Source organism: Agromyces archimandritae (assembly GCF_018024495.1).
Classification (GTDB): domain Bacteria; phylum Actinomycetota; class Actinomycetes; order Actinomycetales; family Microbacteriaceae; genus Agromyces; species Agromyces archimandritae.
The window spans coordinates 1351391-1375708 of record NZ_CP071696.1 but is presented as its reverse complement, the minus strand read 5'-3'; the positions used below and the strand labels follow the sequence as shown (position 1 = coordinate 1375708).

The 24318-nt window shown below is 71.1% G+C and carries 25 protein-coding genes and 1 pseudogene; 11 read left to right on the top strand and 15 right to left on the bottom strand.

Annotated features, from left to right (window positions below):
- Nucleotides 1-105: 105 nt before the first annotated feature.
- The gene (gene purF, locus G127AT_RS06235; protein ID WP_210901126.1) at nt 106-1563 is read right to left on the bottom strand and encodes an amidophosphoribosyltransferase; all 1458 of its coding nucleotides are present in this window, start codon (nt 1561-1563) and stop codon (nt 106-108) included.
- Nucleotides 1564-1735: 172 nt separating this feature from the next.
- Between purF and purM the strand changes: the two genes are divergently transcribed.
- Nucleotides 1736-2833, top strand: a complete 1098-nt coding sequence (gene purM / locus G127AT_RS06230; RefSeq protein ID WP_244857771.1) for a phosphoribosylformylglycinamidine cyclo-ligase — start codon at nt 1736-1738, stop codon at nt 2831-2833.
- A gap of 85 nt (nt 2834-2918) precedes the next feature.
- Here purM and G127AT_RS06225 read toward each other — a convergent pair whose 3' ends face one another.
- Complete coding sequence (locus G127AT_RS06225) at nt 2919-3119, bottom strand: DUF3073 domain-containing protein (protein ID WP_210901868.1); 201 nt, start codon at nt 3117-3119, stop codon at nt 2919-2921.
- A gap of 170 nt (nt 3120-3289) precedes the next feature.
- Between G127AT_RS06225 and G127AT_RS06220 the strand changes: the two genes are divergently transcribed.
- Nucleotides 3290-4465: an FAD-dependent oxidoreductase gene (locus tag G127AT_RS06220; RefSeq protein ID WP_244857770.1), complete on the top strand. Its 1176-nt coding sequence runs from the start codon at nt 3290-3292 to the stop codon at nt 4463-4465.
- On the opposite strand, the gene G127AT_RS06215 is transcribed toward G127AT_RS06220, so the two are convergent.
- Entirely contained in the window at nt 4449-4955 is a 507-nt protein-coding gene (locus G127AT_RS06215) for a GNAT family N-acetyltransferase (protein ID WP_210901122.1), read from the bottom strand. The two genes, G127AT_RS06220 and G127AT_RS06215, sit on opposite strands and share 17 nt — an antisense overlap.
- A gap of 134 nt (nt 4956-5089) precedes the next feature.
- Here G127AT_RS06215 and G127AT_RS06210 point away from each other — a divergent pair, with 134 nt between their 5' ends.
- Nucleotides 5090-5563, top strand: a complete 474-nt coding sequence (locus G127AT_RS06210; RefSeq protein WP_210901120.1) for a hypothetical protein — start codon at nt 5090-5092, stop codon at nt 5561-5563.
- 81 nt (nt 5564-5644) lie between these two features.
- Nucleotides 5645-5956, top strand: a complete 312-nt coding sequence (locus G127AT_RS06205) for a hypothetical protein (RefSeq protein WP_210901118.1) — start codon at nt 5645-5647, stop codon at nt 5954-5956.
- A gap of 106 nt (nt 5957-6062) precedes the next feature.
- On the opposite strand, the gene G127AT_RS06200 is transcribed toward G127AT_RS06205, so the two are convergent.
- Both G127AT_RS06200 and G127AT_RS06195 read right to left on the bottom strand, forming a co-directional pair.
- The gene (locus tag G127AT_RS06200) at nt 6063-6674 is read right to left on the bottom strand and encodes a PadR family transcriptional regulator (RefSeq protein ID WP_210901116.1); all 612 of its coding nucleotides are present in this window, start codon (nt 6672-6674) and stop codon (nt 6063-6065) included.
- Nucleotides 6671-7576: a DUF4097 family beta strand repeat-containing protein gene (locus G127AT_RS06195; protein ID WP_210901114.1), complete on the bottom strand. Its 906-nt coding sequence runs from the start codon at nt 7574-7576 to the stop codon at nt 6671-6673. The genes G127AT_RS06200 and G127AT_RS06195 overlap by 4 nt, the downstream gene beginning before the upstream one ends.
- 151 nt (nt 7577-7727) lie before the next feature.
- On the opposite strand from G127AT_RS06195, the pseudogene G127AT_RS16050 reads away from it, so the two are divergent.
- Nucleotides 7728-8075: pseudogene (locus tag G127AT_RS16050) on the top strand (TipAS antibiotic-recognition domain-containing protein); the annotation flags it as partial.
- Between the two features lie 53 nt (nt 8076-8128).
- Here the strand turns inward: G127AT_RS16050 and G127AT_RS06185 are convergent.
- Genes G127AT_RS06185 through yczE form a run of 3 tightly spaced genes read right to left on the bottom strand, consistent with a single transcriptional unit; the run spans nt 8129 to nt 9349 of the window.
- The gene (locus tag G127AT_RS06185) at nt 8129-8449 is read right to left on the bottom strand and encodes a type II toxin-antitoxin system PemK/MazF family toxin (protein ID WP_425305888.1); all 321 of its coding nucleotides are present in this window, start codon (nt 8447-8449) and stop codon (nt 8129-8131) included.
- Nucleotides 8446-8670, bottom strand: a complete 225-nt coding sequence (locus G127AT_RS06180; RefSeq protein WP_210901108.1) for a hypothetical protein — start codon at nt 8668-8670, stop codon at nt 8446-8448. The genes G127AT_RS06185 and G127AT_RS06180 overlap by 4 nt, the downstream gene beginning before the upstream one ends.
- Nucleotides 8671-8710: 40 nt before the next feature.
- Entirely contained in the window at nt 8711-9349 is a 639-nt protein-coding gene (yczE, locus tag G127AT_RS06175) for a membrane protein YczE (protein ID WP_210901106.1), read from the bottom strand.
- A 91-nt stretch (nt 9350-9440) separates the two neighbouring features.
- Here yczE and G127AT_RS16045 point away from each other — a divergent pair, with 91 nt between their 5' ends.
- Nucleotides 9441-10163: an aminotransferase class I/II-fold pyridoxal phosphate-dependent enzyme gene (locus G127AT_RS16045; protein WP_244857769.1), complete on the top strand. Its 723-nt coding sequence runs from the start codon at nt 9441-9443 to the stop codon at nt 10161-10163.
- Complete coding sequence (locus G127AT_RS16040) at nt 10081-10923, top strand: aminotransferase class I/II-fold pyridoxal phosphate-dependent enzyme (RefSeq protein WP_244857768.1); 843 nt, start codon at nt 10081-10083, stop codon at nt 10921-10923. Before G127AT_RS16045 ends, G127AT_RS16040 begins: the two co-directional genes overlap by 83 nt.
- Nucleotides 10924-11198: 275 nt before the next feature.
- Here G127AT_RS16040 and G127AT_RS06165 read toward each other — a convergent pair whose 3' ends face one another.
- The gene (locus G127AT_RS06165; RefSeq protein ID WP_210901104.1) at nt 11199-12977 is read right to left on the bottom strand and encodes a hypothetical protein; all 1779 of its coding nucleotides are present in this window, start codon (nt 12975-12977) and stop codon (nt 11199-11201) included.
- A gap of 133 nt (nt 12978-13110) precedes the next feature.
- On the opposite strand from G127AT_RS06165, the gene G127AT_RS06160 reads away from it, so the two are divergent.
- The 4 genes from G127AT_RS06160 (at nt 13111) to G127AT_RS06145 (ending at nt 17676) form a co-directional block, all read left to right on the top strand.
- On the top strand, nt 13111-16272 hold the full coding sequence (locus G127AT_RS06160) for an efflux RND transporter permease subunit (RefSeq protein ID WP_210901102.1): 3162 nt from the start codon (nt 13111-13113) through the stop codon (nt 16270-16272).
- A gap of 9 nt (nt 16273-16281) precedes the next feature.
- Entirely contained in the window at nt 16282-16818 is a 537-nt protein-coding gene (locus G127AT_RS06155) for a YbaK/EbsC family protein (protein WP_210901100.1), read from the top strand.
- Nucleotides 16819-16891: 73 nt separating this feature from the next.
- Nucleotides 16892-17188 carry a helix-turn-helix domain-containing protein gene (locus G127AT_RS06150; RefSeq protein WP_210901098.1) on the top strand — a complete coding sequence of 99 codons (297 nt, stop codon included), beginning with the start codon at nt 16892-16894 and terminating at the stop codon, nt 17186-17188.
- 107 nt (nt 17189-17295) lie between these two features.
- Nucleotides 17296-17676, top strand: coding sequence for a VOC family protein (locus G127AT_RS06145; RefSeq protein ID WP_210901096.1), 381 nt, complete (start codon nt 17296-17298; stop codon nt 17674-17676).
- A 42-nt stretch (nt 17677-17718) separates the two neighbouring features.
- Here the strand turns inward: G127AT_RS06145 and G127AT_RS06140 are convergent, their stop codons facing one another.
- From G127AT_RS06140 to G127AT_RS06115, 6 genes are all read right to left on the bottom strand, one after another.
- A complete protein-coding gene (locus tag G127AT_RS06140) occupies nt 17719-18456 on the bottom strand; it encodes an ABC transporter ATP-binding protein (protein ID WP_210901094.1) in 738 nt (245 codons plus the stop codon).
- Entirely contained in the window at nt 18453-20291 is a 1839-nt protein-coding gene (locus G127AT_RS06135; RefSeq protein WP_210901092.1) for a branched-chain amino acid ABC transporter ATP-binding protein/permease, read from the bottom strand. Before G127AT_RS06135 ends, G127AT_RS06140 begins: the two co-directional genes overlap by 4 nt.
- 1 nt (nt 20292) lies before the next feature.
- Complete coding sequence (locus G127AT_RS06130; protein WP_210901090.1) at nt 20293-21168, bottom strand: branched-chain amino acid ABC transporter permease; 876 nt, start codon at nt 21166-21168, stop codon at nt 20293-20295.
- An 86-nt stretch (nt 21169-21254) separates the two neighbouring features.
- A complete protein-coding gene (locus tag G127AT_RS06125) occupies nt 21255-22427 on the bottom strand; it encodes an ABC transporter substrate-binding protein (protein WP_210901088.1) in 1173 nt (390 codons plus the stop codon).
- A 221-nt stretch (nt 22428-22648) separates the two neighbouring features.
- Nucleotides 22649-23434: an alpha/beta fold hydrolase gene (locus G127AT_RS06120; protein WP_210901086.1), complete on the bottom strand. Its 786-nt coding sequence runs from the start codon at nt 23432-23434 to the stop codon at nt 22649-22651.
- 12 nt (nt 23435-23446) lie between these two features.
- Nucleotides 23447-24301 (bottom strand): 3-hydroxyacyl-CoA dehydrogenase, encoded by an 855-nt coding sequence (locus G127AT_RS06115; protein WP_210901084.1) that lies wholly within the window; start codon nt 24299-24301, stop codon nt 23447-23449.
- Nucleotides 24302-24318: the final 17 nt, after the last annotated feature.

The following is a 24318-nucleotide window of genomic DNA, read 5'->3' as shown; positions in this document are numbered from 1 at the left end:
GCGACCGGCGACGCGCCGCCGCGACACGATTCCGTTCCTGCATTGCGCAAGAGGGCGGCCGGCGGCGCTCAGCGGCACAGCCGGCACAGGCCGGCGACGCACAACTCAACTCAGCTGCGTGCGCTCCAGCCAGCCGAGGTATTCGTCGGTGACGGTTCCGGTGATGTATTCGCCGGTGAAGCACGACAGGTCGAGGGCATCGATCGAGGTGCCCTCGGTGATGGCGGCCTGGAGGTCTTCGACCTCCTGGTAGATCATGTGGTCGGCGCCGAGGGCCTCGGCGATCTCGGGGATCTTGCGGCCGTGGGCGATGAGTTCCTGCCGGGAGGGCATGTTGATGCCGTAGACGTGGGGGTAGCGCACGGGCGGGGCGGCGGAGCAGAAGGTGACTTTGTTGGCGCCGGCATCCCGGGCCATCTGCACGATCTGCTGCGAGGTGGTGCCGCGCACGATCGAGTCGTCGACGATGAGGATGTTCTTGCCCTTGAACTCGGTGCCCATGGCGTTCAGCTTCTGCCGGACGGAGCGTTTGCGTTCGGCCTGCCCGGGCATGATGAAGGTGCGGCCGACGTAGCGGTTCTTGTAGAAGCCTTCGCGGTATTCGATGCCGAGGCGCTGGGCGACCTGCATGGCGGAGGGGCGCGAGGAGTCGGGGATGGGCATGACGACGTCGACATCGCCGAGCGGCATGTGGGTGGCCACGGTGGATGCGAGGCGGTCGCCCATGCGCAGGCGCGCCTCGTAGACCGAGATGCCGTTCATGACGGAGTCGGGGCGGGCGAGGTAGACGTATTCGAAGGAGCAGGGCACGAGGCGGGGGTCGCGTGCGCACTGGCGTGAGAAGAGTTCGCCGTCGGTGCCGATGAAGACGGCTTCGCCGGGTTCGACGTCGCGGACGATCTCGTAGTCGCCGTTCTCGAGGACGAGGGATTCGCTGGCGACGATCCATTCGTCCGTGCCGGCGTCGGTCTGCCGTCGGCCGAGGATGAGCGGGCGGATGCCCCAGGGGTCGCGGAAGGCGAGCAGCCCGTAGCCGGCGATGAGGGCGATGCAGGCGTAGGCGCCTTCGACGCGCTCGTGGACCTGCGAGACGGCGTTGAAGATCTGGCCGGGGTCGAGTTCGAGGCCGCCGATCTGGCCTTGGAGTTCGGTGGCGAGGACGTTCAGGAGCATTTCGGTGTCGCTCGTGGAGTTCACGTGGCGGCGGTCGATGCGGAAGAGGTCTTCGGAGAGTTCGCGCGTGTTGGTGAGGTTGCCGTTGTGCACGAGCACGATGCCGTAGGGGGCGTTGACGTAGAACGGCTGGGCTTCTTCTTCGCGTTCGGCGGCGCCGCGGGTGGTGTAGCGGACGTGCCCCAGGCCGACGTTGCCGATGAGGGCGCGCATGTCGCGGGTGCGGAACGCTTCGCGGACCTGGCCGCTGGCCTTCGCGAGGTGGAAGACGGGGCCGTCGGCGGTCGCGATGCCCGTCGAGTCCTGGCCGCGGTGCTGCAGCAGGAGGAGGCTGTCGTAGATCTGCTGGTTGACGGGTTCTGTGGAGACGATGCCGACGATGCCGCACATGCGAGCGATGGCTCCTCATGGGTGGGTGTGAAGCGCCCGAGCTGGACGGGTCGATTCTCGCACACGCGCGCGGGGGGTTGGCTGCGAGGCGGGGTGGATGCCGGGCGCGGCCGAGTGGATGCCCGGCCGCGCCCGGGCCGCCGCTCGGCCCGGCCGCGGGTACCCTTGGAGGGTGACCCCCTCATACGCAGATGCCGGAGTCGACACCGCCGCCGGAGACCGCGCGGTGGAACTCATGAAGGGCGCGGTCGCCGCCACGCACGGGCCGAATGTGCTGGGCGGCGTCGGGGGGTTCGCGGGCCTGTACGACGTCGGCTTCCTGAAGGCGTTCGAACGGCCGCTGCTGGCGACGTCGACCGACGGGGTGGGCACGAAGGTCGCGATCGCGCAGGCGATCGGCAAGCACGACACGATCGGGCAGGATCTCGTCGGCATGGTCGTCGACGACATCGTCGTGGTGGGTGCGAAGCCGATGTTCATGACGGATTACATCGCGTGCGGCAAGGTCGTGCCGGAGCGCATCGCGGCGATCGTGACGGGTATCGCGCGGGCGTGCGAGGCGACGGGCACGGCGCTCGTCGGCGGCGAGACGGCGGAGCATCCGGGCCTGCTCGGGCCGGACGAGTACGACGTGGCGGGTGCTGCGGTCGGTGCGGTGGAGGCGGATCGCGCGCTCGGCGCGGAGCGGGTGCGGGCGGGCGATGTGGTGCTCGGGGTCGCCTCCAGCGGCCTGCATTCGAACGGGTTCTCGCTGGTGCGGCACATCCTCGCCGGCCGCGGCATCGGCTATGCGGATGCGAGCGCGGAGCTCGGCGCGAGCTGGGGCGAGGCGCTGCTGGAACCGACCCGCCTGTACGCCGGACCGCTCGTGGAGTTGCTCGAGGGCCCGCACGGCGGTGCGGTGCACGCGCTGTCGCATGTGACGGGCGGGGGGCTGGCGGCGAATCTCGCGCGGGTGCTGCCGAAGGGTTCGTGGGCCGAGGTGGATCGGTCGACGTGGTCGCCGCAGCCGGTCTTCCGGGTGCTGTCGGATCTTGCCGGGTCGTCGCTCGAGAGCGCCGAGGGCACGTGGAACCTCGGCATCGGGTTCTTCGCGGTGGTCGCGGCGGATGCCGCCGGCGATGTCGTCGCCGCGCTCGACGGTCTCGGACTGCCGGCGTGGCCGGTCGGCGAGGTGTCGACCGGGGCCTACGACCCGGCCGGTTTCGAGCAGGGTGCGAAGGGCGTCGACGGGGGTGCGGTGCGGCTCGTGGGCGCGTACCGCGCCTGAGGGTCGCGAGTGGATGCCGTGACGCGCCGCATCGCAGGATCAGCGTGCGGCGCTCACGCGCTGCGTATCGGCCCGGTCGCGGTGCTTATGCCCGCTTCTGGCCGTCCTCCGCGACGTAGTCCTCGTCGGAGGCGTACTCGGACCACTTCGACATCTCTTCGTCGTAGTGGTCGTGCTGAGCACCGGTCAGCTCCCGCTCGAGAGCACCGTAGTCGGTGTCAGGGCTGAAGTACTTCAGCTCGCGAGCAACCTTGGTGTGCTTGGCTTTCTGACGGCCGCGCCCCATGCGTGACCCCCTCACGAATACCGGCCGGGTGGTAATGGTCGCACCCGGCACTCATCTGATAAGAACAATCCTGGTCACAGTTTAGCATCGACCGCCTGTGTGCCGGCCGGTCGCGGATGGGGGTCACCGGCTTCGGGCGGCGTCCAGTCAGACGTGCTGAGATAGAGGGCGTGACGATCGATGCCGGGCGTGTGAAGGTGGTGGTGATCGGCGCCGGGCAGGCCGGCTTGTCGGTCGCCTTCTATCTGCGCCGGTTCCAGCTCGTCGCCGATGAGGACTTCGTGATGCTCGACCGCAGCCCGGGCCCGGGCGGTGCCTGGCAGCATCGCTGGTCGTCCCTGAAGCTCGGTTCCGCGCACAAGGTCAACGATCTGCCGGGCATGGGCGAACTGGGCCTCAGCTTCGAGACCGCCGACCGCCGGTTGCCGGCCAAGGAGGTCGTCGCCGACTACTACGGGCGCTACGAGGAGTATTTCGACCTCCGGGTGCGTCGGCCGATGGATGTGCGCCGTGTCGAGAACCGCGGGGTGGATCTCGTGGTGCAGTATCAGGACCTCTCACCGCAACCGGTCGAGGAGCATCGCGGCCGCGGCCTCTTCACGCGCCGCCGTCGCAGCTTCCGCGAGCCGGAGCCCGAGCCGGTCGGCCCGCCCGAGATCGAACTGACGACCCAGTTCCTCGTGAACGCGACGGGCACTTGGGGGTCGCCGTTCGTGCCGTACTACCCGGGCATGACGGAGTTCGCCGGGCGGCACGTGCACACCGCCGACTACGACGACGCCGAGCATTTCCGCGACAAGCACGTCGTCGTCGTCGGCGGCGGCACGAGCGCGATCGGCTTCATGCTCGAGCTCGAGCACATCGCCGCCGGCCTCACTTGGGTGTCACGCCGCCCGATCGACTGGGTGGACGGCGAGTCCCTCGATCTCGAGGGGGCCTCGGCGGCCGTCGCCGCGCAGGACGAAGCGGCCCGCTCGGGTCGCGCCCTGCCCTCGATCGTGAGCGGCACGGGGGTGCCCCGCAGTCGTCGCATCGCGGCCGGCATCGAGCGCGGGCTGCTCGTCGCACGCCCCATGTTCGACCGCATCGAGGCCGACCGCGTCGTCTGGGAGGACGGCGCGACGGCCCGCGCCGACGCGATCATCTGGGCGACGGGTTTCCGCCCCGAGCTCCGCCATCTCGCCCCGCTGAAGCTCCGCGAGAAGGAGGGCGGCGTCGCCGTCGGCCAGGGTGCATCCTGGAGCGATCCGCGCGTCTTCCTCGCCGGCTACGGCCCGCAGGCCTCGACCGTCGGCGCCAGCCGCGCCGGACGCATGATCGCCCGCCAGATCATGGCGATGCTGTAGGCAGCGCGACCCAGTCGTTGACGTGCAGGGTGTGCCCGTTGGCGTCGAACTCGGCTTCGCCGAGGAGGGTGAAGCCCGCCTTGCGGCAGACCGCGTTCGACGCGGCGTTGTCGATGCGCGGGTACGCGTGCACGGGCAGCGTCTCGCCGGCCGCAGCGGCCGCCGCGAGGGCGAGGCGTGCGGCCTCCGGCGCGTACCCGTGGCCGCGATGCTCGGCCTGGATCGACCACCCGGTCTCGAGCGCCGGCGATCCGTCGTGCTCGTGGTGCCAATAGCCGACGATGCCGATGCCCTCGGGATGCTCCTCGGTCGCGACGCGGAACTGCTGCCCGGCGCCGTCGCGGGCGAGCGCGAGATAGCGTCCGTGGCGGATGCGCACCTGCTCGTCGCTCTCGACCCCGCCGAGCTGGTCCATCAGCTCGGGGGTGTTCGCGCGGCGCAGCAGATCGAGATCGCCGGGCGACCAGGGGATCAACGTGAGACGAGCCATCCGCTCATGCTCGCATCCACCGCCGACCCCGCTCCCAGGTGCGCACCGCCCGGGCGATGCGACATCATGTGTCCAGGTCGGGTGGCCCGGCCCGGGATCGTGCCGTACGGCCGCCGTGGAGAGGATGGTCGCAGGTGGGTATCGTCTCCGGCCTGTTCGGGCTGACGCTCGGCGTGTTGCTGGTGGTGCTGCATCGTCCGCTCGGGCGCTGGTACCACCGGATCTTCCGGGCGCTTCTGGGAGATGACCGCCTGCCCGGCCCTCGATCCATCGCGATCCAGGTCTTGCTCGTCGGCCTCTTCGCCGTCGTCGCGGCGATCGTCGACCTCGCGGGTCGGGTTCCCGCGGGAGAGCAGGATTCCGCCGGGGCGTCGGAACCGGGTCCGGCCCTCGTCGTCGCGGCGATCGTGTTCGGGGCGGCGGGGCTGGCCGCCGGAACACTGTTGGTCCTCAACCGCTCGAAGATCGCGCTCTGGGCAGGCCGGCGGTTCGAGAAAGCCGGGATGCAGATGAACGCGGCGGCCTCGCGGGTCTTCTTCGCCGTGGTCGGTGCCGGCGCGATCGTGGTCGGCCTGGTGGCGTTCGCGGTGGTGGCGACCATTGCATGATGGGTCGAGGTGCGGCCGCTTGCCGGAGGCCGATCCGCCGTGTCGGGCCGTCGGCCGTGGATCGTGATGAGAGTGTGGGGCATGAGCAAGCGGGCTGCGTGGGTGTTCGAGTCGGCCGTTACCGCGCTCGTGGTGCTCGGCCTCGTCTACGTTGCGAACGTCCGATACGCCCGACCGCTCGTCGACCCTGCACCTCCGCCCCCGGACTACGCCCTCCAGGAGGTCATCGCATTCATCGGCGCCGGGATCGTCTCCATCCTGGCCGTGCTGCTGACGCTGTTGCTCACACGGCGGCCCAGGCCGCGGTTCTCATCGGTGCTCGGCGTCGCGGCGATCATCGCGGCGTGCGGAATCGGCGTCGCAGTCGTCGCGTTCGTGGTCCCCACGGCGTGAAGATGCATGCGCCTGCCTCGTCAGCGTCGTCGGGGCCTTCTCGTTCAGCTGAGCCGGGTAGCGCGCCGCGGCACCGGCACCGGCACCGGCGCCGCCGCGGCGGCCCCTACGCGCGCAGGGAGGCGCGGACCTCGTCGGCGGTGCGGGCGAGGCCGGCGCGGAGGATGGCGACGGTGTCGGCGCCGAGGCGGGTGCGGGCCTCGTGGGAGCGGAGTTCGGTGCGCATCGCCTGGCGGAACTCGCTGAGGGCGAGTTCGGCTTCGTGGAGGGCGCGGCCGGCGTCGGGCTGAGCGGGGGCGGGGTCGACGCGGGTCTTCGTCGCGGTGCGTTTGGCTTCGCGGGCGGCGCTAGCGAGTTCTGCGCGGAGCGAGCGCATCGCCTCGCCGACCTCGGCGCGCACCCCGTCGGCGAGGCGGCGCACCGAGTCGGTGACCTGGTCTTCGATGGCGTCGAGTTCGTGGCGGCGGCCGTCGAGTTCGGTGCGGCCGGCATCCGTGATCGCGTAGACCGTTTTGCGGCCGTCGGCGGTTTTGGTAACGAGGCCCTCCTCCTCGAGCTTGGCGAGCCGGGGGTAGATCGTGCCGGCGCTCGGGGAGTAGGTGCCGCCGAAGCGGTCCGAGAGGGCCTGGATGAGCTCGTAGCCGTGGCGGGGCTCCTCTTCGAGGAGCGCGAGCAGGTAGAGGCGGAGCGTGCCGTGGGCGAAGACCGGGGGCGTCACGCGTCGGCTCCGGCGGTGGTGGATGCCTCGGGGGTGGATGCCGTGGGCGCGCCCGAGGCGGATGCGCCGGGGGTCGCGGTGCTCGCGGCATCCACTCGCGGCTCGCGGCGGATGACCGAGATGTCGCCCGACACCGAGTTCGCGTTCAGGTCGAGCCAGTCGCCGTCGAGGGTGCCGATGATGCGTTCGAAGCCCTTGCCGAAGATGCTGCGGACGCTCGCGTCTTCGAGCAGCACCGTGCCGCTGACCGAGTTGACGCGTACGCGTGCGCCGTCGCCGCCCGTGTAGCGGACCGTGAGGTCGCCCGACACGGTGTTCGTGTCGATGCGCCTGGGGGTGCCGACCGAGTCGACGATCATGTTGCCCGAGACGCCGTCGGCGGTGAACTTCGTGAGGTCGCCGCTGGCGATGACGTCGCCCGAGACGGTGTTGGCGTTCACGCCGCCGACATGGTTGCCGGCGGACAGTTCGCCTGAGACGCCGTTCAGTTCGAGGTCGCCGACGTGGCGGTCGACGGTGAGCTCGCCCGAGACGGTCGACAGTTTCGCGTCGCCGACGAACCCGGAGACGAGGGCGTCGCCCGAGACCATGCCGAGCTTCAGCAGCACATGCCTGGGGGCGAGGATCGAGACCTCCGCCTTCGCGTTGCCGCGGAAGCCGCGGAAGACGTCCAGCCAGTTCTCCCAGCGCAATTGCGGGTGGTCGACGATCAGCCGGTCGCCGTCGATCTCGACCTTCAGGTCTTTGCCGGTGACGCCGGCGACCTCGACGCGGGCGCCGGGCTCGTCGTGGGCGATGACGTCGACCTTGCCGCCGATGAGGCTGACCTTGAGGCTGCGGACGAGTTCGATGTCGATCACCTTGCTCTGCCCGGGGGCGATGATCCAGTGTTCGAGAGCCATGAGTGTTCCCCTTCGCATGTGACGCGATATATCGCGTTCGATGAGATTCACGATATATCGCGTTTCGCGATCGCGCAAGGGGGGTGTGGATGCCGGGTCGCGCGCGCTCCGGCATCCACCCTTGACATTGACGCGGCGTCAACTCGTAGCGTGGGGGCATGACGCAGGACTGGAGCATCCAAGAGGTCGCGCGGCTCACCGGAACCACGAGCCTCAGGAACGGCTCCGGCGGCTGAACGCCGACTGGATCGCGGCGGCCGAATCGGGCGCCGACCCGGCATCCGCCGAGGCCCAGGCCCTCGCCGCCCGGCATGTGGACTGGCTCACCGGCATCCCCGGCACCCCGGCATCCGCCCCCGGAGCCGACCTCACCGGCTACGTGCTCGGCCTCGCCGACATGTACGTCGCCGACCCCCGCTTCGCCGCCAACTACGGCGGGCAGGTCGGCGCCGAATTCGTGCGCGACGCCCTGCGCGCCTACGCGGCCGCCGGCTCCTGAGCGGATGCCGGCGGCTCGGGCGCGCGGGCGGCATCCGCACCCGACCGGCTCGGTCAGACCCCGATCAGCAGCGCCACCACGTCACGAACCGCCCGCAGCCTGTCCGGCTCGACGGCTCCGTCCCGTTTCGTGATGCGCTGCACGTCGACCGAGCGCACCTGTTCGCACAGCGCCGTCGAGACCCGGTCCCGCGTCTCGACCTCCACATGGGAGCCCACCTTCGGCCGGCTGCTCGTCAGCGGCACGACGATCACCAGCGCCCCGAGCTGTGCGCTGATCGCGATGCACGGGCGGTGCTTCTGCTGCTCATGGCCGACCGTCGGGTCCCATTCCACCCACACGATCTGACCGGCCTGGATCCGGGGCCGTCTCATCCCGCTGCCGTACCGAGGTCGGCGCGATCCCACTCCTCGCGTTCGGCGAGATACTCCTCATCGGGTTCCCACTCGTTCAGCTCCCGGATGAGCCTGCTGCGTTCGTGCTCGCGGATCAGGGCGCGCAGCGCGTCGCCGAGGGTCACGCCCGATTCGGCGGCGATGCTTTTCAGCGCATCGCGGTCACCGACGGCGACCTTGATCGTGGTCATATCCGACATACTTCGAGTATACGGCTCGTGCGCGCGACGCCCTGCGCGTCTACGCGGCCGCCGGCTCCTGAGCGGATGCCGGCGGCTCGGGCGCGCGGTCGGCATCCACACCCGAGACTCCGCGCACCGCGAACCACGGGATCGTGAACCCGCAGATCGGGCCGATCAGCACGGCGAAGGCGACCGTGCCGAGCCCGGCGACACCGCCGAGCAGCCAGCCGATCGCGAGCACCACGAGTTCGATCGCGGTGCGTGCGATCCAGATCTTCACCCCCGTGCGCCGGTGGATGCCGGTCATCAGCCCGTCGCGCGGGCCCGGCCCGAAATGCGCGCCGATGTACAGGCCCGTCGCCGCACCCAGCACCAGGATGCCCGCCGCGAGATAGACGATGCGGATCCACAGCACCTCGGTCTCGGGCACGATCAGGAACCCGAGGTCGGCGAACGGGCCCACGAGCACCGCGTTCGCGATCGTGCCGAAGCCCGGCTTCTGCCGAAGCGGGATCCAGAACAGCAGCACCACGGCGCTCGTCATGATCGTGATGAGCCCGAAACTCAGACCCGTCTGCTTCGACAGACCCTGCGTCAGCACATCCCACGGGGCGCCGCCGAGATTGCCGCTCACGATGAGCGAAATGCCGAAGCCGTACAGGAACAGGCCGACGAAGAGCTGGACGGTGCGGCGCACGAGGCGACGGGAAGGAACACGCGAGGACACCCTCATATCCAATGCGAGAAGTGGCCTTTCGGCAAGTGGCCAATCCGCATACAGTGGCCTTATGTCCGGCACGATGACGGCCCGCGCCCTCGAAGCCCTCCTCGGCGACTGGCGCGGCGGCGACCGCACCGCCTACCGAGCGCTCGCCGAACGCATCCGCCTCCTCGTGCTCGACGGCCGCATCGCCGCCGAAACCCGCCTGCCCGCCGAACGCGAACTCGCCGACCGTCTCGCCCTCAGCCGCACGACCGTGAGCGCCGCCTACGCCGCCCTCCGCGAGCTCGGCTACCTGCAGAGCATCCGCGGATCGGGCAGTGCGGTGCGCCTGCCGGTAGCCGCACCCGCCGCCCCGGCCCGGCCCGACGCATCCACCGTCATCGACTTCGGCAAAGCCGCCCCGCCCGCCCTGCCCTGGATCGCCGAATGCGCCCGCGCCGCCGCCGACGAACTGCCCGCGAGCCTCGGCACCCATGGCTTCGAACTCCTCGGCCTGCCCGCCCTGCGCGAAGCCATCGCCGAACGCTACGCCGCCCGCGGGCTGCCCACCGTGCCCGACCAGATCATGGTCACCATCGGCGCCCAGCACGCCATCGCCCTCATCGCCCGCACCCTGCTCACCCGCGGCGACCGGGCGCTCATCGAAGCGCCCACCTACCCGCACGCCTACGGCGCTGCGCGGGGCGGGGGCGAGGCTCGCGACTGTGCCCGTCGTGCCGGTGGATGCCGCGGGCGGCGGGGCCGGTGGTGCGGCGGGCGGGGCGGCACCGGGAGATGCGCCGGGTGAGGCCGACGAAGGGGAGGCGCTCGCGCAGGCCGTCCGTGCGACGAACCCGACCCTCGGATACCTCATGCCCGACTTCCAGAACCCCACGGGGCGATCGCTCACGGCATCCGCCCGCGAACGCCTCGTCGACGCCGCCGCCCGGCAGGGCACCGTGCTCATCGCCGACGAGACCACCGCCGAACTCGACATCGACCGCCCCGGCGGGCCGTACCCGCCGCTGGCCGCTTTCGGGCCCGCCGTGCTCGTCGGCTCGCTCGGCAAACTCGCCTGGGGCGGCGTGCGCATCGGATGGATCCGCGCCGACCCCGCCCTCATCGCCCGCCTCGTCGCGGCCCGCTCGCCCGGCGACCTCGGCACCCCCGTCTTCGAACAACTCCTCGCCGTACAGCTGCTCGAACGGCACGACGACGCCGTCGCCCTCCGCCGCACCCGGCTCGCCGCAGGTCGCGCGCTCGTCGAGGAGCTGCTCGCGGCATCGTTCCCGAGCTGGCGCGTGCCGCACGTCGACGGCGGCATCGCGACCTGGGTGCACCTCGGCGCCCCGGTCAGCTCGCAGCTCGCCCTCGCCGCCCGCGCCCGGGGACTCCTCATCGCCGCCGGGCCACGCTTCGGCGTCGACGGCGCCTTCGAACGGCACCTGCGGATGCCGATCTGCCAGTCCGAGGACGAGACCCGCGAGGCCGTGCGGCTGCTGGAGCTCGCCTGGGCATCGCTCGGCGACGTCGGCGCCGTCGAGCCCGGCTTCGCCGCGCTCGTGTAGGCGCGCGGCAGTGTTCACCCGGTTGCCGCGATGCGTTCACTCGGACGCCACCCGGACGGGTGACGCTGGTGGCGTCCGCCGGGGAGCGGATCGACCGGCGGGGCCGGGGCGTGGGGGCGCTCCGGCCCGCGCCGTGCCGGGGCTCGGGCGTGCGTCAGCGTGCCCGACACCGTGCGATCGCGGGTGTGCGTCACGCGCATTACGCCGATCAGGGCGCGTGATCGTGCGGACGGGTACGGCCCGCGCGACCTGGGCCGCATTTGCGGGTGCAGCGATCAGCGGGCGTGCCAGTCTTCGCGGGGTCGTTTCCTGCCACCGGGATGCGGTTTCGAGCGCGATGGTGGCGGGATTCGACCCCCGCAAGCGTTTTCGAGGCGCTCAGCGGGTGCGGGGGCGGCGGAGACGGACCCGCGCGAGCGCGAGCGCGAGGGCGCCGGCCGCGAGGAGGGCGAGGGCCGGGATGACGCTGCCCGCCGGGTCGGTGCCGGTCGCCGGGAGGGCGTGGCCGCCGGCGGGGCCGGGCGGCGGGGTCGGGCCGGGCGTCGGACCGGGGGAGCGACGACCTCGATGACGACGTCTGCGGTGAGCGTGCCGGCGGCGCCGGGGTACGTCGCGGTGATGGTGTGCGGGGATGCCGTCGGGAAGGCGACGCGGTTGCCGTCGACGATGTCGGTGGGCACGGAACTGGTGAAGACGGTGTCGGCGGTGACGTCGCCGAGGTCGCGGCCTCCGGCGGTCCAGGCGTGAGCGGTGAGGTCGACGCTGCCGCCCTGGTCGACGCGTGTGGCCGAGGCGGTGACTTCGAGGGTGCCGGCGGACTGCTGGTAGAGCGGGGTGCGTTCGCCGAAGCCGGTGAGGTCGGTTTCGGCATCCACCGTTTGCCCCGAACCGTCTTCGGCGGTGTTCCACACGCCCGGCGGCAGCGTGCGTGCGCCCTCCGCGAAGGTGGTTGCGTAGACGTGCTCGGATCCGACCGGGTCGACATCGACGTAGTCGAAGGCGAAGTTCCGGCCGGAAACGAAGCTCCGGTCGGACGGCTGGATGTTCGCCGTCGGCAGGGTGATCGTGCCCCCGTTGTCGACGGTGCCGGTGCCGGAGCGAAGGAGGGTTCCGGCGCCGGAGATCAGGCCGGTCTCCCTGAGCTCGAGCTCGCCGGCGACGGTGCACACGGCATCCATCGTGATGGTCGACGAGATCGGCACCCAGCGGTCGGCCGGCATGAGCTGGTCGCCGCCGTCGGCCGGGAAGACGATCGTGGCGCCGGCGCCGAAGCCGATGAAGCCGAAGGCCGCGCCGTCCTCATGCAGCCCGAGTCCGGGGCCGATCGCCGAGACTTCCGGGTGCATGGCGCGCGGCGTCGTGGTGCCGCCGCCGAAGACGATCTCGTCGCCCGCGCCGCCCGCGCCGCCGCCGATGCCGGCGCCGCCGCCGCCGTCGGCGGTCGCGGTGAGGGTGCCGCCGTTCACGATGACGGTTCCGCTGTCGCCGGCTGCGCCGCCGCCGATGGCTGCACCGCCGCCGTCGGCGTTCGCCATGACGTTGCCGCCGTTCATGGTGAAGCTTCCGCCGCTGCCGCCGACCCCGCCGCCGATGGCCGCGCCGCCCTCGGAGCCGGTCGCGAAGATCGTGCCCGACTGCAGGACGAGGGCCCCCTCCGAGGTGTCGATACCGGCACTCCCCGCGAACGCCGACGAAGCATCGGCGATGAGCGTGCCGGTTCCGCCGGCCGCGTCGAGGACGGTCAAGGTCGAGCCGGCTCCGACGGCGATGGTGCCGGCCGTCAGTGCGTGACCGCTGAGGTCGAGCGTGAGCTCCTTGCCGTCGACGAGGGTGAGCTGCATGGCGATCTCGCCCATATCCTCTGCGAGCTCGACCTCGGTCGGCCCGTCGGGATTCTCGAACGCGTCGATCAGGCCCCCGATATCCACAGGCTCCGCCGAAGCGGGAGCCGCCCCGAAGACCAGCCCGGCGCCCGTCAGGGCGGTGACCGCACCGGCGGCGGCGGCGAGCATCCTCATCCGCCCCCGGATTCCGTGCACCTTCGTCGTCGGCATTGCCGCTCCTTCCCCAGCGGTTCCTTCGTCACGGTATCGGTGCAGGGGTGTGCCGTCCAGCATTTCGGCGCGCACGGGCATCCACTCCGGCATGCCCGTATCGCCGACCGGCCGACGCTGCAAGAATCGAGGAATGTCGCTGCTCGCGAAGCTCAGCATGAAGAACCGGGCGCTCATCGCGCTCATCACGATCGTCGTCGCAGTCTTCGGCGGGCTCGCGCTCACCGGGCTGAAACAGGAGCTCGCACCCTCGGTCGAGTTCCCGCAGCTGTCGATCGTGTCGAGCTACCCGGGAGCCTCGCCCGACATCGTCAACGACGAGGTCTCGACGCCGATCGAGACCGCCATCCAGGGCGTCACAGGTCTCGAATCGACCACGACGACCAGTTCGACCGGATCCTCGATCGTGTCGGCGACCTTCACCTACGGCACCGACCTCGCCTTCGCCGAGCAGAAACTGCTCTCGGCCGTCAATCGCATCCAGCAGAACCTGCCCGACGACGTCGACCCGCAGGTGCTCGCGCTCAGCCTCGACGACATCCCCATCATCCAGCTCGCCGTCGCCGGCTCCGAGGACGAAAGCGCCCTCTCCGACGAACTGAAACGCACCACCGTCGGCGCCCTCGAAGACATCGACGGGGTGCGCGAAGCGGCCCTCGTCGGCGACCTCGGCCAGCGCGTCGTCATCACCCCCGACGACGCCGAGCTCGCCGCGCGCGGGCTCACCGCCCAGGCCATCCGCGACGCGCTGCAGCAGAACGGCGTGCTCATCCCCGCCGGCGAGATCACCGAGGACGACCGCACGCTCGCGGTGCAGATCGGCGACAAGCTCGGCTCCGTCGACGACATCGCCGGCCTGCCGCTGCCGGGTGCCACGGCGGATGCCGGAAGCGGCGCCCCCGTCGACCCGGCGAACCCGGCGGTGCCGACCGAAGCGGCCGAGGCACCGGCATCCACACACATCGGCGACGTCGCCGACGTCGAACTGGACGACAACCCGCGCACCAGCATCTCCCGCGTGAACGGCGAAGCCGCGCTCGCGATCTCGATCACGAAACTGCCCGCCGCCAATACCGTCGAGGTCTCGCACGCCGTGCAGGAGCTGCTGCCCGAGCTGCAGGCCGGCCTCGACTCGACGAACCCGGGCGCCGAGTTCACGATCGTGTTCGACCAGGCCCCCTACATCGAACAGTCCATCGAAGCGCTCGCGACCGAGGGGCTGCTCGGGCTCGCGTTCGCGGTGCTCGTGATCCTCGTGTTCCTGCTGTCGGTGCGGGCCACGATCGTCACCGCGATCTCGATCCCGACGTCGCTGCTCATCACCTTCATCGGGCTGCAGTTCGCCGAATACACCCTGAACATCCTCACCCTCGGCGCCCTCACGATCTCTATCGGGCGCGTGGTCGACGACTCCATCGTCGTCATCGAGAACATCAAACGGCACCTCGTGGAGGGCGTCGACAAGGCCGCGACGATCGTGCGCGCCGTGCGCGAGGTCGCCGCCGCGATCACCGCCGCGACCGTCACCACCGTCGCCGTGTTCCTGCCGCTCGCCTTCGTCGAGGGCATCACGGGAGAGCTGTTCCGGCCGTTCGCACTGACGGTGACGCTCGCCCTGGCCGCATCCCTCCTCGTGTCGCTGACGATCGTGCCCGTGCTCGCATACTGGTTCCTGAAACCGGCGAAGGTTCCCGCAGCGGATGCCGGTGCCGCATCCTTCGCGGCCGAAACCGACACCGAAGGCGGCCCCGACGAACTCGAGCACCCCTCCCGCCTGCAGCGCGGCTACCTGCCCGTCATCCGCTGGACCCTGAAGCACGGCGTCGTCACCATCGTCGTCGCCGTGCTCGTGCTCGGCGGCACCGTCGCCCTCGCACCGTTCATGAAGACGAACTTCCTCGGCTCCAGCGGGCAGAACACCTTCCAGGTCACCCAGACCCTGCCGGTCGGCACCAGCCTCGACGCCCTCGACGACGCATCCACCGCCGTCGAAGCCGAGATCCGCGACACCGACGGCGTCGAGACCGTGCAGACCTCCATCGGCGGCGGCGGCATCATGGCGCTCTTCGGCGGCGGCGGCAACCGCATCGACTACTCCGTCACCACCGACGAGGGCGCCGATCAGGATGCGCTGCAGGCCGGCCTCCGCGGGCGCCTCGACGACATCGACGACGCCGGCGAGATCGTGCTCGCGGCATCCAGCGGATTCGGCACCTCGAACGACGTCGAGATCGAGATCAGCGCCTCGAACCAGGCAGACCTCGAAGACGCCGCGAACGCCGTGCTCGACGAGGTCCGCGGCCTCGACTCCGTCGAGCAGGCCACGACGAACCTCAGCGAATCGCGCCCCTACCTCGGCATCGTCGTCGATCGCGACGCTGCGGCCGCCGTCGGCCTCAGCGAGGTCGCCCTCGGCACGATCGTCTCGCAGGCGATGCAGCCGCAGCAGGCCGGGTCCGTCGTCATCGACGAGACCACCCTCACCGTCTACGTCGCAGGCTCCGAACCTCCGCCCGTCACCGTCGACGAGGTGCGCGCCCTGCAGGTGCCGACGCCGGCGGGGCCGATGCGCCTCGACGAGCTCGCCGACGTCGAGGAGACCGACGGGCCGGCGACGATCACCACCCAGCAGGGCCTCCGCAGCGCCACCGTCACGGCGACGCCCGGCGTCGACGACCTCGGCACGGCGACGGCCGAGATCCAGTCCGCAGTGGATGCCGCGGCGCTGCCGGCCGGCACGAGCGCATCCCTCGGCGGGGTCGCCGCCGACCAGTCCGACGCGTTCAGCCAGCTCGGCCTCGCCCTGCTCGCCGCGATCCTCATCGTCTACATCGTCATGGTCGCGACCTTCAAATCGCTGCTGCAGCCCGTGCTGCTGCTCGTCTCGGTGCCGTTCGCCGCGACCGGGGCCATCCTGCTGCAGATCGCCACCGGCATCCCGCTCGGCGTTGCCTCGCTCGTCGGCGTGCTCATGCTCATCGGCATCGTCGTCACCAACGCGATCGTGCTCGTCGACCTCGTGAACCAGTACCGGACCCGCGGGATGACCGTGCACGATGCCGTCGTGCACGGCACCTCCAGGCGCCTCCGGCCCATCCTCATGACGGCGCTCGCGACGATCTTCGCGCTGCTGCCGATGGCGCTCGGCATCACCGGGCACGGCGGGTTCATCTCGCAGCCGCTCGCGCTCGTCGTCATCGGCGGTCTCGTCTCGTCGACGGTGCTGACGCTCATCGTCCTGCCCGTGCTGTACGCGCTGGTGGAGGCTGCGCGGGAACGTCGGCGCACCCGGTAGCGTCGTTCCATGCGCTTCGGTTCCCTCGACTTCGCCCCCGCCGCCGACCACCCCGAACTGCTCGCCCCGCCGGTGGCGGCCGCGGTCGCCGAGTTGCCCCGCGAGGCCGTGCTCGTCTCGGCGATCGACCCCGAGGCCGCCGACACGGCGGTGTTCTGCGAGCGCTACGGCATCGGCATGGACGAGGGGGCGAACTGCGTGATCGTCGAGGGGCGGCGCGGCGAACGCGTCGTGCACGCCGCCGTCATGGTGCGCGGCGCCGACCGGGCCGACGTCAACGGCGCCGTGCGGCGCTTCCTCGACGTGCGCAAGGTCTCCTTCGCGGCCTTCGAGCTCGCCCCCGTGCTCACCGGTATGGTCTCCGGCGGCATCACCCCGGTCGGGCTGCCCGACGGCTGGCCGATCCTCGTCGACGAGGCGGTCGCCGCCGCGCCGAACCTCATCATCGGCAGCGGCGTCCGCGGCTCGAAGCTGCTCGTCTCGGGCGCGACCCTCGCGGCGCTCCGCGGGGCGGCGGTGCTGCCGCTCGCGCGCGTCGCGGCGTGAAGTTCTGTAAAGATCACTTCCCTGGACATTATCCGGTATAGTGGGTGTTGTCGGTACCATTACGGAGGCGGAGATGACGCGTGAGCACCCCGCGGCGATCCAGCGCTCCGCCACCGAGATCGGCCAGCACATCGCCGGCTGGCGGAAGGTGCTCGGCCTGACCGCAGCGCAGGTCGCCGACCGGGCGGACATCACGCGAAGCACCCTGCGCAAGCTCGAGCACGGCGACCCGAGCGTGGGCTTCCATGTCGTCCTGCGCGTCGCACGGGCGCTCGGCATCCTCGAACCGATCACCGCCGCCCTCGACCCGCTCGACACCGACCTCGGGCGCGCGCGTGCGGCCCAGCTCGACCGGAAGCGCGTGCGATGACGCTCCACGCCGGCCTCGACACGCTCCGCCGCGCTGCACAGTAGCGGTCGCGGCGTGAACGGTGCGGCGCGCGCGGCGATGTCGGCGGGGCGCTGCAGACTCGGGGCATGACGAAGACGCATGCGCATCGCATCCCGAACTCGATCGACTACCTCGAACTGACCGTCACCGATCTGCCGGAGGCCAAGGCGTTCTACGCGGCCGCGTTCGGCTGGGAGTTCACCGACTACGGCGAGGCCTACGCCGGCATCCGCACCTCGGCCGAAGCCGAGGGCGAAGAAGCCGGCGGCCTGCTGCTCGCCGACGAGGCACGCCCGGCGGGCGGGCCGTTCCCGCTCCTCTACTCCGACGAGCTCGAAGCGACGCTCACCGCGGTCACTGCCGCCGGCGGCGAGATCGTCGAACCGCCGTACCCGTTCCCCGGCGGCCGCCGCTTCCACTTCCGCGACCCGAGCGGCAACGAGCTCGGGGTGTGGTCGACGGTGTGAGAGACGGTCGCGGGGGCCGCGCGCAACGCGGACCCCGCGCGATCAGGCCAGGCCGAGGTAGGCCTCGATGACGCGCTCGTCGGCGAGGAGCTCGTGGGCGGGGCCGGAGTGGGTGATCTCGCCGGTCTCGAGCACGTAGCCGACATCGGCGGCCGCGAGCGCCCGGCGCGCGTTCTGCTCGACGAGCAGGACGGTCGTGCCCGTGTCGCGGATCTCGCCGATGACGCGGAACACCTCGTCGACGATCATCGGTGCCAGACCCATCGAGGGCTCGTCGAGCAGCAGCAGCTCCGGCTTCGCGATCAGCGCGCGGGCGATCGCGAGCATCTGCTGCTCGCCGCCCGAAAGCGCGCCGGCCGCGAGCTTGCGGCGCTCCGCGAGGATCGGGAAGCGCTCGTAGACCGCCGCGATCTCGTCGTTCATGCCGCGCGAACGGTGCCACCCGCCGAGGGTGAGGTTCTCGTGCACCGTGAGGGTCGCGAGGACCTCGCGGCCCTCCGGCACCTGCACGAGGCCGTCCTTGACGAGACGGTGCGCGGGGCGGCGCGTGATGTCTTCGCCGCGGAAACGCACCGTGCCCTTCTTCGGCCGCACGAGACCGGCGATCGCGTTCAGCACCGAGGTCTTCCCGGCGCCGTTGGCGCCGATGAGGGTGACGATCTGCCCTCGGGCGACCGTGAGGGAGACGTCGCGCACGGCATCCACACGCCCGTAGCCGACGTGCAGGCCCTCGACGCTCAGCACGGTCTCGGCCGCGGCGCCGCTCGTCGTCTCGCTCATCGGGTCTCCTCGGGGTTCTGCTCGGCCGGGCCGTCCGTCGTGCCCGCGCCGGCCGTGTTCGGCGTGTTCGCCGCCTCGACGGATGCGGCCTCCGCCTCCGCCTCCTCGGCGACCTCGACGAGCTCCTCCATCGCCTCGGCCAGGTCCTCGGCGACCGCCGGATCGGCGTCGTCGCCCTCGGAACCGAGGTAGGCCTCGAGCACCTTCGGGTCGCGGGCGACCTCGGTTGGCGTGCCGGCGGCGATGACCTCGCCGAAGTTCAGCACCGTGATGCGGTCGCACGTGGCGAGCATCATCCGAACATTGTGCTCGATGATGAGCACCGCGACGCCGTCGGCGGCCAGCGAGCGGATCAGCTCGGAGAGCCGCTCCGCCTCCACGTGGTTCATGCCCGCGGCCGGCTCGTCGAGCACCAGGAGCGACGGGTGGGCGGCCAGCGCACGGGCGATCTCGAGACGGCGCTGGTCGCCGTACGAGAGATCCCCGGCGGCCGTCGCTGCCTTCTCGCCGAGCCCGACGCGCACGAGCTGCGCAGAGGCGACGGCACGCGCCCCACGTTCCTTGCGGCGAGCCGACGGCAGGAAGACGAGGCGTCGGAGGAGCGTGTCGTCGGTGATGCGGTAGGCGCCGACGAGCACGTTCTCGAGCGCCGAGAGGCGGCCGAAGAGCTTGATCTGCTGGAAGGTGCGGGCCACGCCGGCGCGGGCGACCCGATGCGCGCGGGTGCGGCCGCCGAGGGTCACGCCGAGCACGGTGCCCGTGCCCGCCGTCGGCGGCGTGACACCCGTGACCATGTTCACCAGTGTCGTCTTGCCGGCGCCGTTCGGGCCGATCAGCCCGTGCACCTCGCCCGCCGCGACCGCCAGGTCGATGCCGTGCACCGCGCGCACGCCGCCGTACGACTTGCCGAGGCCGTGGAGTTCGAGCAGACCCGTGCCGCGCGCCGGCAGCGGGGGCAGCGCCGCCACGGCATCCGCACCCTCGACGAGCCGGCTCGCCGACTTGCGACGCGGGATGAGACCGGCAAGGCCCCCCGGCAGGAACAGGATGACGAGGAGGAGCAGCACACCCGAGATGGTCGGGCGGATCCACCCCGCGTCGATGCCGAGCGTGCGCTGAAGCTCCGGCAGGGCCGACAAGAACACGGAGCCGAACAGCGGTCCGAGGAACATCGTCGTGCCGCCGACGACCGCCGTCACCAGGCCGTCGACCGCGGCCTGGAACGAGAACTCGTTCGGGTCGGCGAAGCGCGTGAAGTGGGCGAACATGACGCCGTAGAGGCCCGCGACCGCACCGGCGATGACGAACGACGTCATCCGGTACCGGGTCACGTTGATGCCCATCGACGTCGCGGCCAGCTCGTCCTCGCGGATCGCGGCGAAGGCGCGGCCCATGCGCGAGCCCGACATCCGCCAGAACCAGTACGCGACGACCGCGAGCGCGATCCACGCGATCGCCGGCGTCACGAGCTTCGGGAAGCTGAGGCCCTGCGCGCCGTTCGTCCACGACTGGTTGATGAGGAAGATCCGCACCATCTCGGCGAAGGCGAGCGTCGCGATCGCGAGGAACACGCCCCGCAAGCGGATGACCGGCAGGCCGAGCACGAACGCGGCGAGCCCACCGACCGCCATGCCGAACACGATGCCGACGATGAGCGGCGGGATGACCCCGAACAGCGGATCGGCCGGCACCACCAGGGAGGAGGTGAACGCCGCGAGCGAGGCGAGGCCGACCTGCGCGAGGCTCAGCTGGCCGGCGATCAGCACCGCGTAGAACGAGAACGCGAGGATGCCCGTCAGGGCGATGAAGGTGAGCAGGGATGCGTACTCTTGCATGTCAGACCTCACGCACCTTGCGGGCGCCGAAGATGCCCTGCGGGCGGATGATCAGGACCAGGAAGAGCAGGGCGAAGGCGACCATGTCGCGCCACGAGCTGCCGACCGTGTTGACGGCGAAGACCTCGGCCAGGCCGAGGATGAGGCCGCCGATGAGGGCGCCGGGCAGCGAGCCGAGGCCGCCGACGATGATGATCGCGAGGGCCTTCAGCTCCACGGCGTGGCCTGTGCCGAGGCTCGCCGCGTTCACGTTCAGCGTGAACAGCACGCCGGCGACGGCGCCGAGGGCGGAGGAGATCGCGAAGGTGAGGCTCGAGATCCGCCCCACGTTCAGGCCGAGCACGGCGGCGGCGTGCGGGTTCTCGGCGATCGTGCGCATGCCGCGTCCGAGCTTCGACTTCGCCACGAGCCAGGTGAGCACGACCATGAGGGTGATGCTGATGACGAGGATGATGAGCTGCAACAGCGAGAAGGTCGCGCCGAAGAAGTCGATGCGCACCGACGGGAACGCGTCGGCGGGGAAGCGGTGCGTGTCGGGGCCGTAGAGGGCCTGCAGGATCGCGAGGATGATCGTGCCGAGCGCGATCGAGGAGATGAGCCCGGCGAAGTGGGAGTCGTGTCGGCCCGCGAGGGGACGGAAGGCGATGCGCTCGATGAGCACGCCGAGGATCGCGCCGAGCACGAAGACGAGGGGGATCGCGATCCAGATCGACAGGCCGAAGCGTGTGACGATGTCGATGCCGACGAGCGCGCCGGCCGAGAAGACGGCGGCGTGCGCGAGGTTCAGGCGGTCGAGGATGCCGAAGACGAGGGTGAAGCCGATCGCGAAGAGCGCGTAGATCGAGCCGAGGAAGATTCCGTCGACGAAGAGTTGCATGATGTCATCCCTGCTCGGGCCGTGCGTCGCCCGGGGGTTCCGGGTGACGCACGGCCGCTAGCGAATGGTGGGGTCCGGCCCGCGGGTCAGCTCAGGATGGCGAACTTGCCGCCCTCGACGATCTGGACGAGCGCCTCGTGGACGGCGTCGCGGTTCTCGTCGAGCGAGACGTCGCCGAGCACCGTCGGCACGTCGGAGATGCCCGTCAGGCCGTCCTTGATGTCGTCTCGCTCGCCCGAGCAGTTCGCACGCACGGCGGCGTCGATGATCTGCAGGCCCGCGTACGCCTGCGCGGCGAACTGGTCGGGCGCCTTGCCGAACTTCTCGGTGTAGGCGTCGATGAAGGCGAGGTTCTGCTCGTTGTCGGAGGCCGAGTTCCAGGCCGCGCCGACGACGACGCCCTCGGCCGCGTCGCCCGCACCCTCGATGAGGGCCGGGGCGTTGAAACCGTTGCCGCCGATGATCGGCTGCTCGATGCCGAGCTCGCGGGCCTGCGTGACGAGCGGCACGGCCGCCTCGACGAGCGCCGAGACGACGATCGCGTCGGGGTTGTGACCCTTCGCCTTGTCGAGCAGCGCACGGAAGTCGGTGTCGGCCTTCGAGAAGGTGATGGTCTCGGCGACCTCGACGCCCTCGGACTCGAGCGCGTCGGCGAACGCCTGGTAGCCCGACTCGGTGAAGGCGTCGTCGTTCGAGTACATGACGACGACGTTCTTCAGGCCGTACTTCTCGGTCGCCGCAGCGACCGTCTGCGGGATGACGGCCTCTTCGGTGAGCGAGTCGCGGAAGATGTAGTCGCCGATCTCGGTGATGCCGCCGGCCGTGTTCGAGATGCCGAGCACGGGCAGCCCGCCGTCTTGGGCGACCGGGTCGGCCTGCTTGGCGGTGTTCGAGAGGGTCGGGCCGAGGACGATGCTCGTGCCGTCGGCGACGAAGCCGTCGAAGAGCTGGATGGCCTGCTTCGGGTCGGTCTCGTCGTCCTCGATCGCGAGCTCGTAGGTGACGCCGCCGGTGGCGTTCAGCTCGTCGGCCGCGAGCTCGAGGGCGTTCTTCTGGCTCTCGCCGTACTGCGCGGCAGCGCCCGTGAGGCTGAAGGCCGCACCGATCGGCACGGCGGCCTCGATGGTGCACTCGGCACCGGTGCCGCTGCCGACGAGCTCGCCGCCGCCGCCACCGTCGCCGCCGTCGGAAGAGCACGCCGCGAGGGCGAGCAGGAGGATGGAGCCGCCGGCGATGGCGGTCAGGCGCTTGGCACTCATCGATGAGACCTCTCTGTCTGTGAGGTGCGGCCTCGCGGGCCGCGGAGAACGCCGGCGCGGGGGACGTTCGGGTTCGCGCCGGAGGTGAGGACATCTTATTCCGGTGCGCGCGGGCGCATCGCTGCGGGTCGGCCGCCCCGGCGAATCGTTACCGAACCGCGAAATGCCGCCGTCCCCTGTCCGGGGGCGAGGGATGCGTCCGGGGGCGAGGGATGGGCCGCTCAGGCGGCGAAGAAGCGCGTGAGGGGCTCGCGGAGCGCCTCGGGATGCGCCAGCACCGCGTGGTCCTGCCCCGGGACGACCTCGGTGCGCGCGTCCGGCATGCGCGCCGCGATGCGTTCGGCGGCGTCCCGCCACCACGGTGCACTCTCGCCGCCGGTGAGCACGAGCGCCGGCTGCCGCACCTCGTCGAGGAACGCCGGGATGCCCTCGCCCGTCGCGCTGAGCGCCAGCTCGTACGGCAGGGTGTGCGCCATCGCCGTCATCGCAGCCCAGCCGGGCCCGACGGCCATGCCGTCGACGACGGGCGCCGGCACGCCGACGGCGCCGGTGAGGAATGCGCGCGTCGCGGCATCCGCATCCCCGGCGTCGAGGGCGGCGGCGACCCGTTCCGGGGTGTCGTCCGGCATCGGTTCTGCGCGGTACGGCACCTCGTAGACGGCGACCGAGGTCGCCTCGGGCAGGGCGCGGGCCGCGTGCAGGGCCAGCCCGGCGCCCGAGGAATGGCCGAAGAGGGCGGCGGATCCACCCCCGGCACCCGGGTCTGCGATGAGGGCCGCGACGTCCTCCACCTCGCGGTCGACCGACCACGGGCCCGCCTCGGTGCTCGCCCCGCGGCCGCGCCGGTCGAAGACGACGGCGGCGAAGCCGGCGAGGGCGAGCATGTCGCCGACGCCGCGGACGCTGTCGCGGTCGTTGAACGCACCGCCCATGAGGATGACGGCGGGGCCGTCGCCGATGCGCTCGTAGCCGATGCGCGATCCATCGGCGGAAATCGTCTCGGGCATGGATGCCCTCCTTCAGCCGTAGCGGTAGAAGCCCTCGCCGGTGGCGACGCCGAGCTTGCCCCGGTCGATGTACTGCTCCTTCAGGAGCTTCGCGAAGGCCTGCTGCTTCGGCCCGCCCATCGCGGAGATGTTGTACGCGGTCGTCAGCCCGACGACGTCGAAGATCTGGAACGGGCCGGCCGGGGCGCCGGTGCCGATCCGCCACGTCTTGTCGATCGTCTCCGGCTCGGCGATGCCGTCGACGAGCAGGTCGCTCGCCGCGGTCAGCAGCGGCACCAGCAGGGAGTTCAGCAGGTAGCCGGCCTTCTCCTTCTTGATCTCGATCGGCACCATCCCGGTCGATTCGGCGAAGGCGACGACCTGCCGGTACACCGCCGGGTCGGTCTGCTCGGTGCCCATGATCTCGGCCGTGTTGTGCTCCCACACGTGGTTCGCGTAGTGCAGGGCGAGGAAGCGGTCGGGCCGCCCGGTCGCCGGCGCGAGCTGCGAGGGCAGCAGCGTCGAGGAGTTCGTCGCGAACACCGTCTTCTCGGGGGCGACCTTCGCGAGCCGTTCGTAGGTGTCGCGTTTGATGTCCGGGTTCTCGGGCACGGCCTCGATGACGAGGTCGGCGTCCTTCACGGCGTCGGCCAGATCGCTCGACAGGCGGATGCGGGCGAGTGCGGCATCCGCCCCGCCGTCCGCGGCGCCGTCGACCTCGACCCGGTACGTCTCGGCGAGCTTCGCGAAGCGGACCTCGGCGGCGGCGAGCGCCTCGTCGCCGATGTCGTAGGCGACGACGGGATGCCCGTGGTACGCGGTCTGGAAGGCGATCTGCGAACCGAGCACGCCGGTGCCGAGCACGGTCACGTTCTGCAGTGCGGTCATGGTGTCCCCCTTCGTTT

What these genes read in the sequence shown, in the direction of transcription:
- purF (WP_210901126.1), bottom strand. Translation starts at nt 1,563, where the DNA reads ATGTGCGGCATCGTCGGCATCGTCTCCACAGAACCCGTCAACCAGCAG.
- G127AT_RS06225 (WP_210901868.1), bottom strand. Translation starts at nt 3,119, where the DNA reads ATGGGGCGCGGCCGTCAGAAAGCCAAGCACACCAAGGTTGCTCGCGAG.
- G127AT_RS06215 (WP_210901122.1), bottom strand. Translation starts at nt 4,955, where the DNA reads ATGGCTCGTCTCACGTTGATCCCCTGGTCGCCCGGCGATCTCGATCTG.
- G127AT_RS06205 (WP_210901118.1), top strand. Translation starts at nt 5,645, where the DNA reads ATGAGCAAGCGGGCTGCGTGGGTGTTCGAGTCGGCCGTTACCGCGCTC.
- G127AT_RS06195 (WP_210901114.1), bottom strand. Translation starts at nt 7,576, where the DNA reads ATGGCTCTCGAACACTGGATCATCGCCCCCGGGCAGAGCAAGGTGATC.
- G127AT_RS06185 (WP_425305888.1), bottom strand. Translation starts at nt 8,449, where the DNA reads ATGAGACGGCCCCGGATCCAGGCCGGTCAGATCGTGTGGGTGGAATGG.
- G127AT_RS06180 (WP_210901108.1), bottom strand. Translation starts at nt 8,670, where the DNA reads ATGTCGGATATGACCACGATCAAGGTCGCCGTCGGTGACCGCGATGCG.
- G127AT_RS16045 (WP_244857769.1), top strand. Translation starts at nt 9,441, where the DNA reads ATGTCCGGCACGATGACGGCCCGCGCCCTCGAAGCCCTCCTCGGCGAC.
- G127AT_RS06165 (WP_210901104.1), bottom strand. Translation starts at nt 12,977, where the DNA reads ATGCCGACGACGAAGGTGCACGGAATCCGGGGGCGGATGAGGATGCTC.
- G127AT_RS06160 (WP_210901102.1), top strand. Translation starts at nt 13,111, where the DNA reads ATGTCGCTGCTCGCGAAGCTCAGCATGAAGAACCGGGCGCTCATCGCG.
- G127AT_RS06155 (WP_210901100.1), top strand. Translation starts at nt 16,282, where the DNA reads ATGCGCTTCGGTTCCCTCGACTTCGCCCCCGCCGCCGACCACCCCGAA.
- G127AT_RS06150 (WP_210901098.1), top strand. Translation starts at nt 16,892, where the DNA reads ATGACGCGTGAGCACCCCGCGGCGATCCAGCGCTCCGCCACCGAGATC.
- G127AT_RS06145 (WP_210901096.1), top strand. Translation starts at nt 17,296, where the DNA reads ATGACGAAGACGCATGCGCATCGCATCCCGAACTCGATCGACTACCTC.
- G127AT_RS06140 (WP_210901094.1), bottom strand. Translation starts at nt 18,456, where the DNA reads ATGAGCGAGACGACGAGCGGCGCCGCGGCCGAGACCGTGCTGAGCGTC.
- G127AT_RS06135 (WP_210901092.1), bottom strand. Translation starts at nt 20,291, where the DNA reads ATGCAAGAGTACGCATCCCTGCTCACCTTCATCGCCCTGACGGGCATC.
- G127AT_RS06130 (WP_210901090.1), bottom strand. Translation starts at nt 21,168, where the DNA reads ATGCAACTCTTCGTCGACGGAATCTTCCTCGGCTCGATCTACGCGCTC.
- G127AT_RS06125 (WP_210901088.1), bottom strand. Translation starts at nt 22,427, where the DNA reads ATGAGTGCCAAGCGCCTGACCGCCATCGCCGGCGGCTCCATCCTCCTG.
- G127AT_RS06120 (WP_210901086.1), bottom strand. Translation starts at nt 23,434, where the DNA reads ATGCCCGAGACGATTTCCGCCGATGGATCGCGCATCGGCTACGAGCGC.
- G127AT_RS06115 (WP_210901084.1), bottom strand. Translation starts at nt 24,301, where the DNA reads ATGACCGCACTGCAGAACGTGACCGTGCTCGGCACCGGCGTGCTCGGT.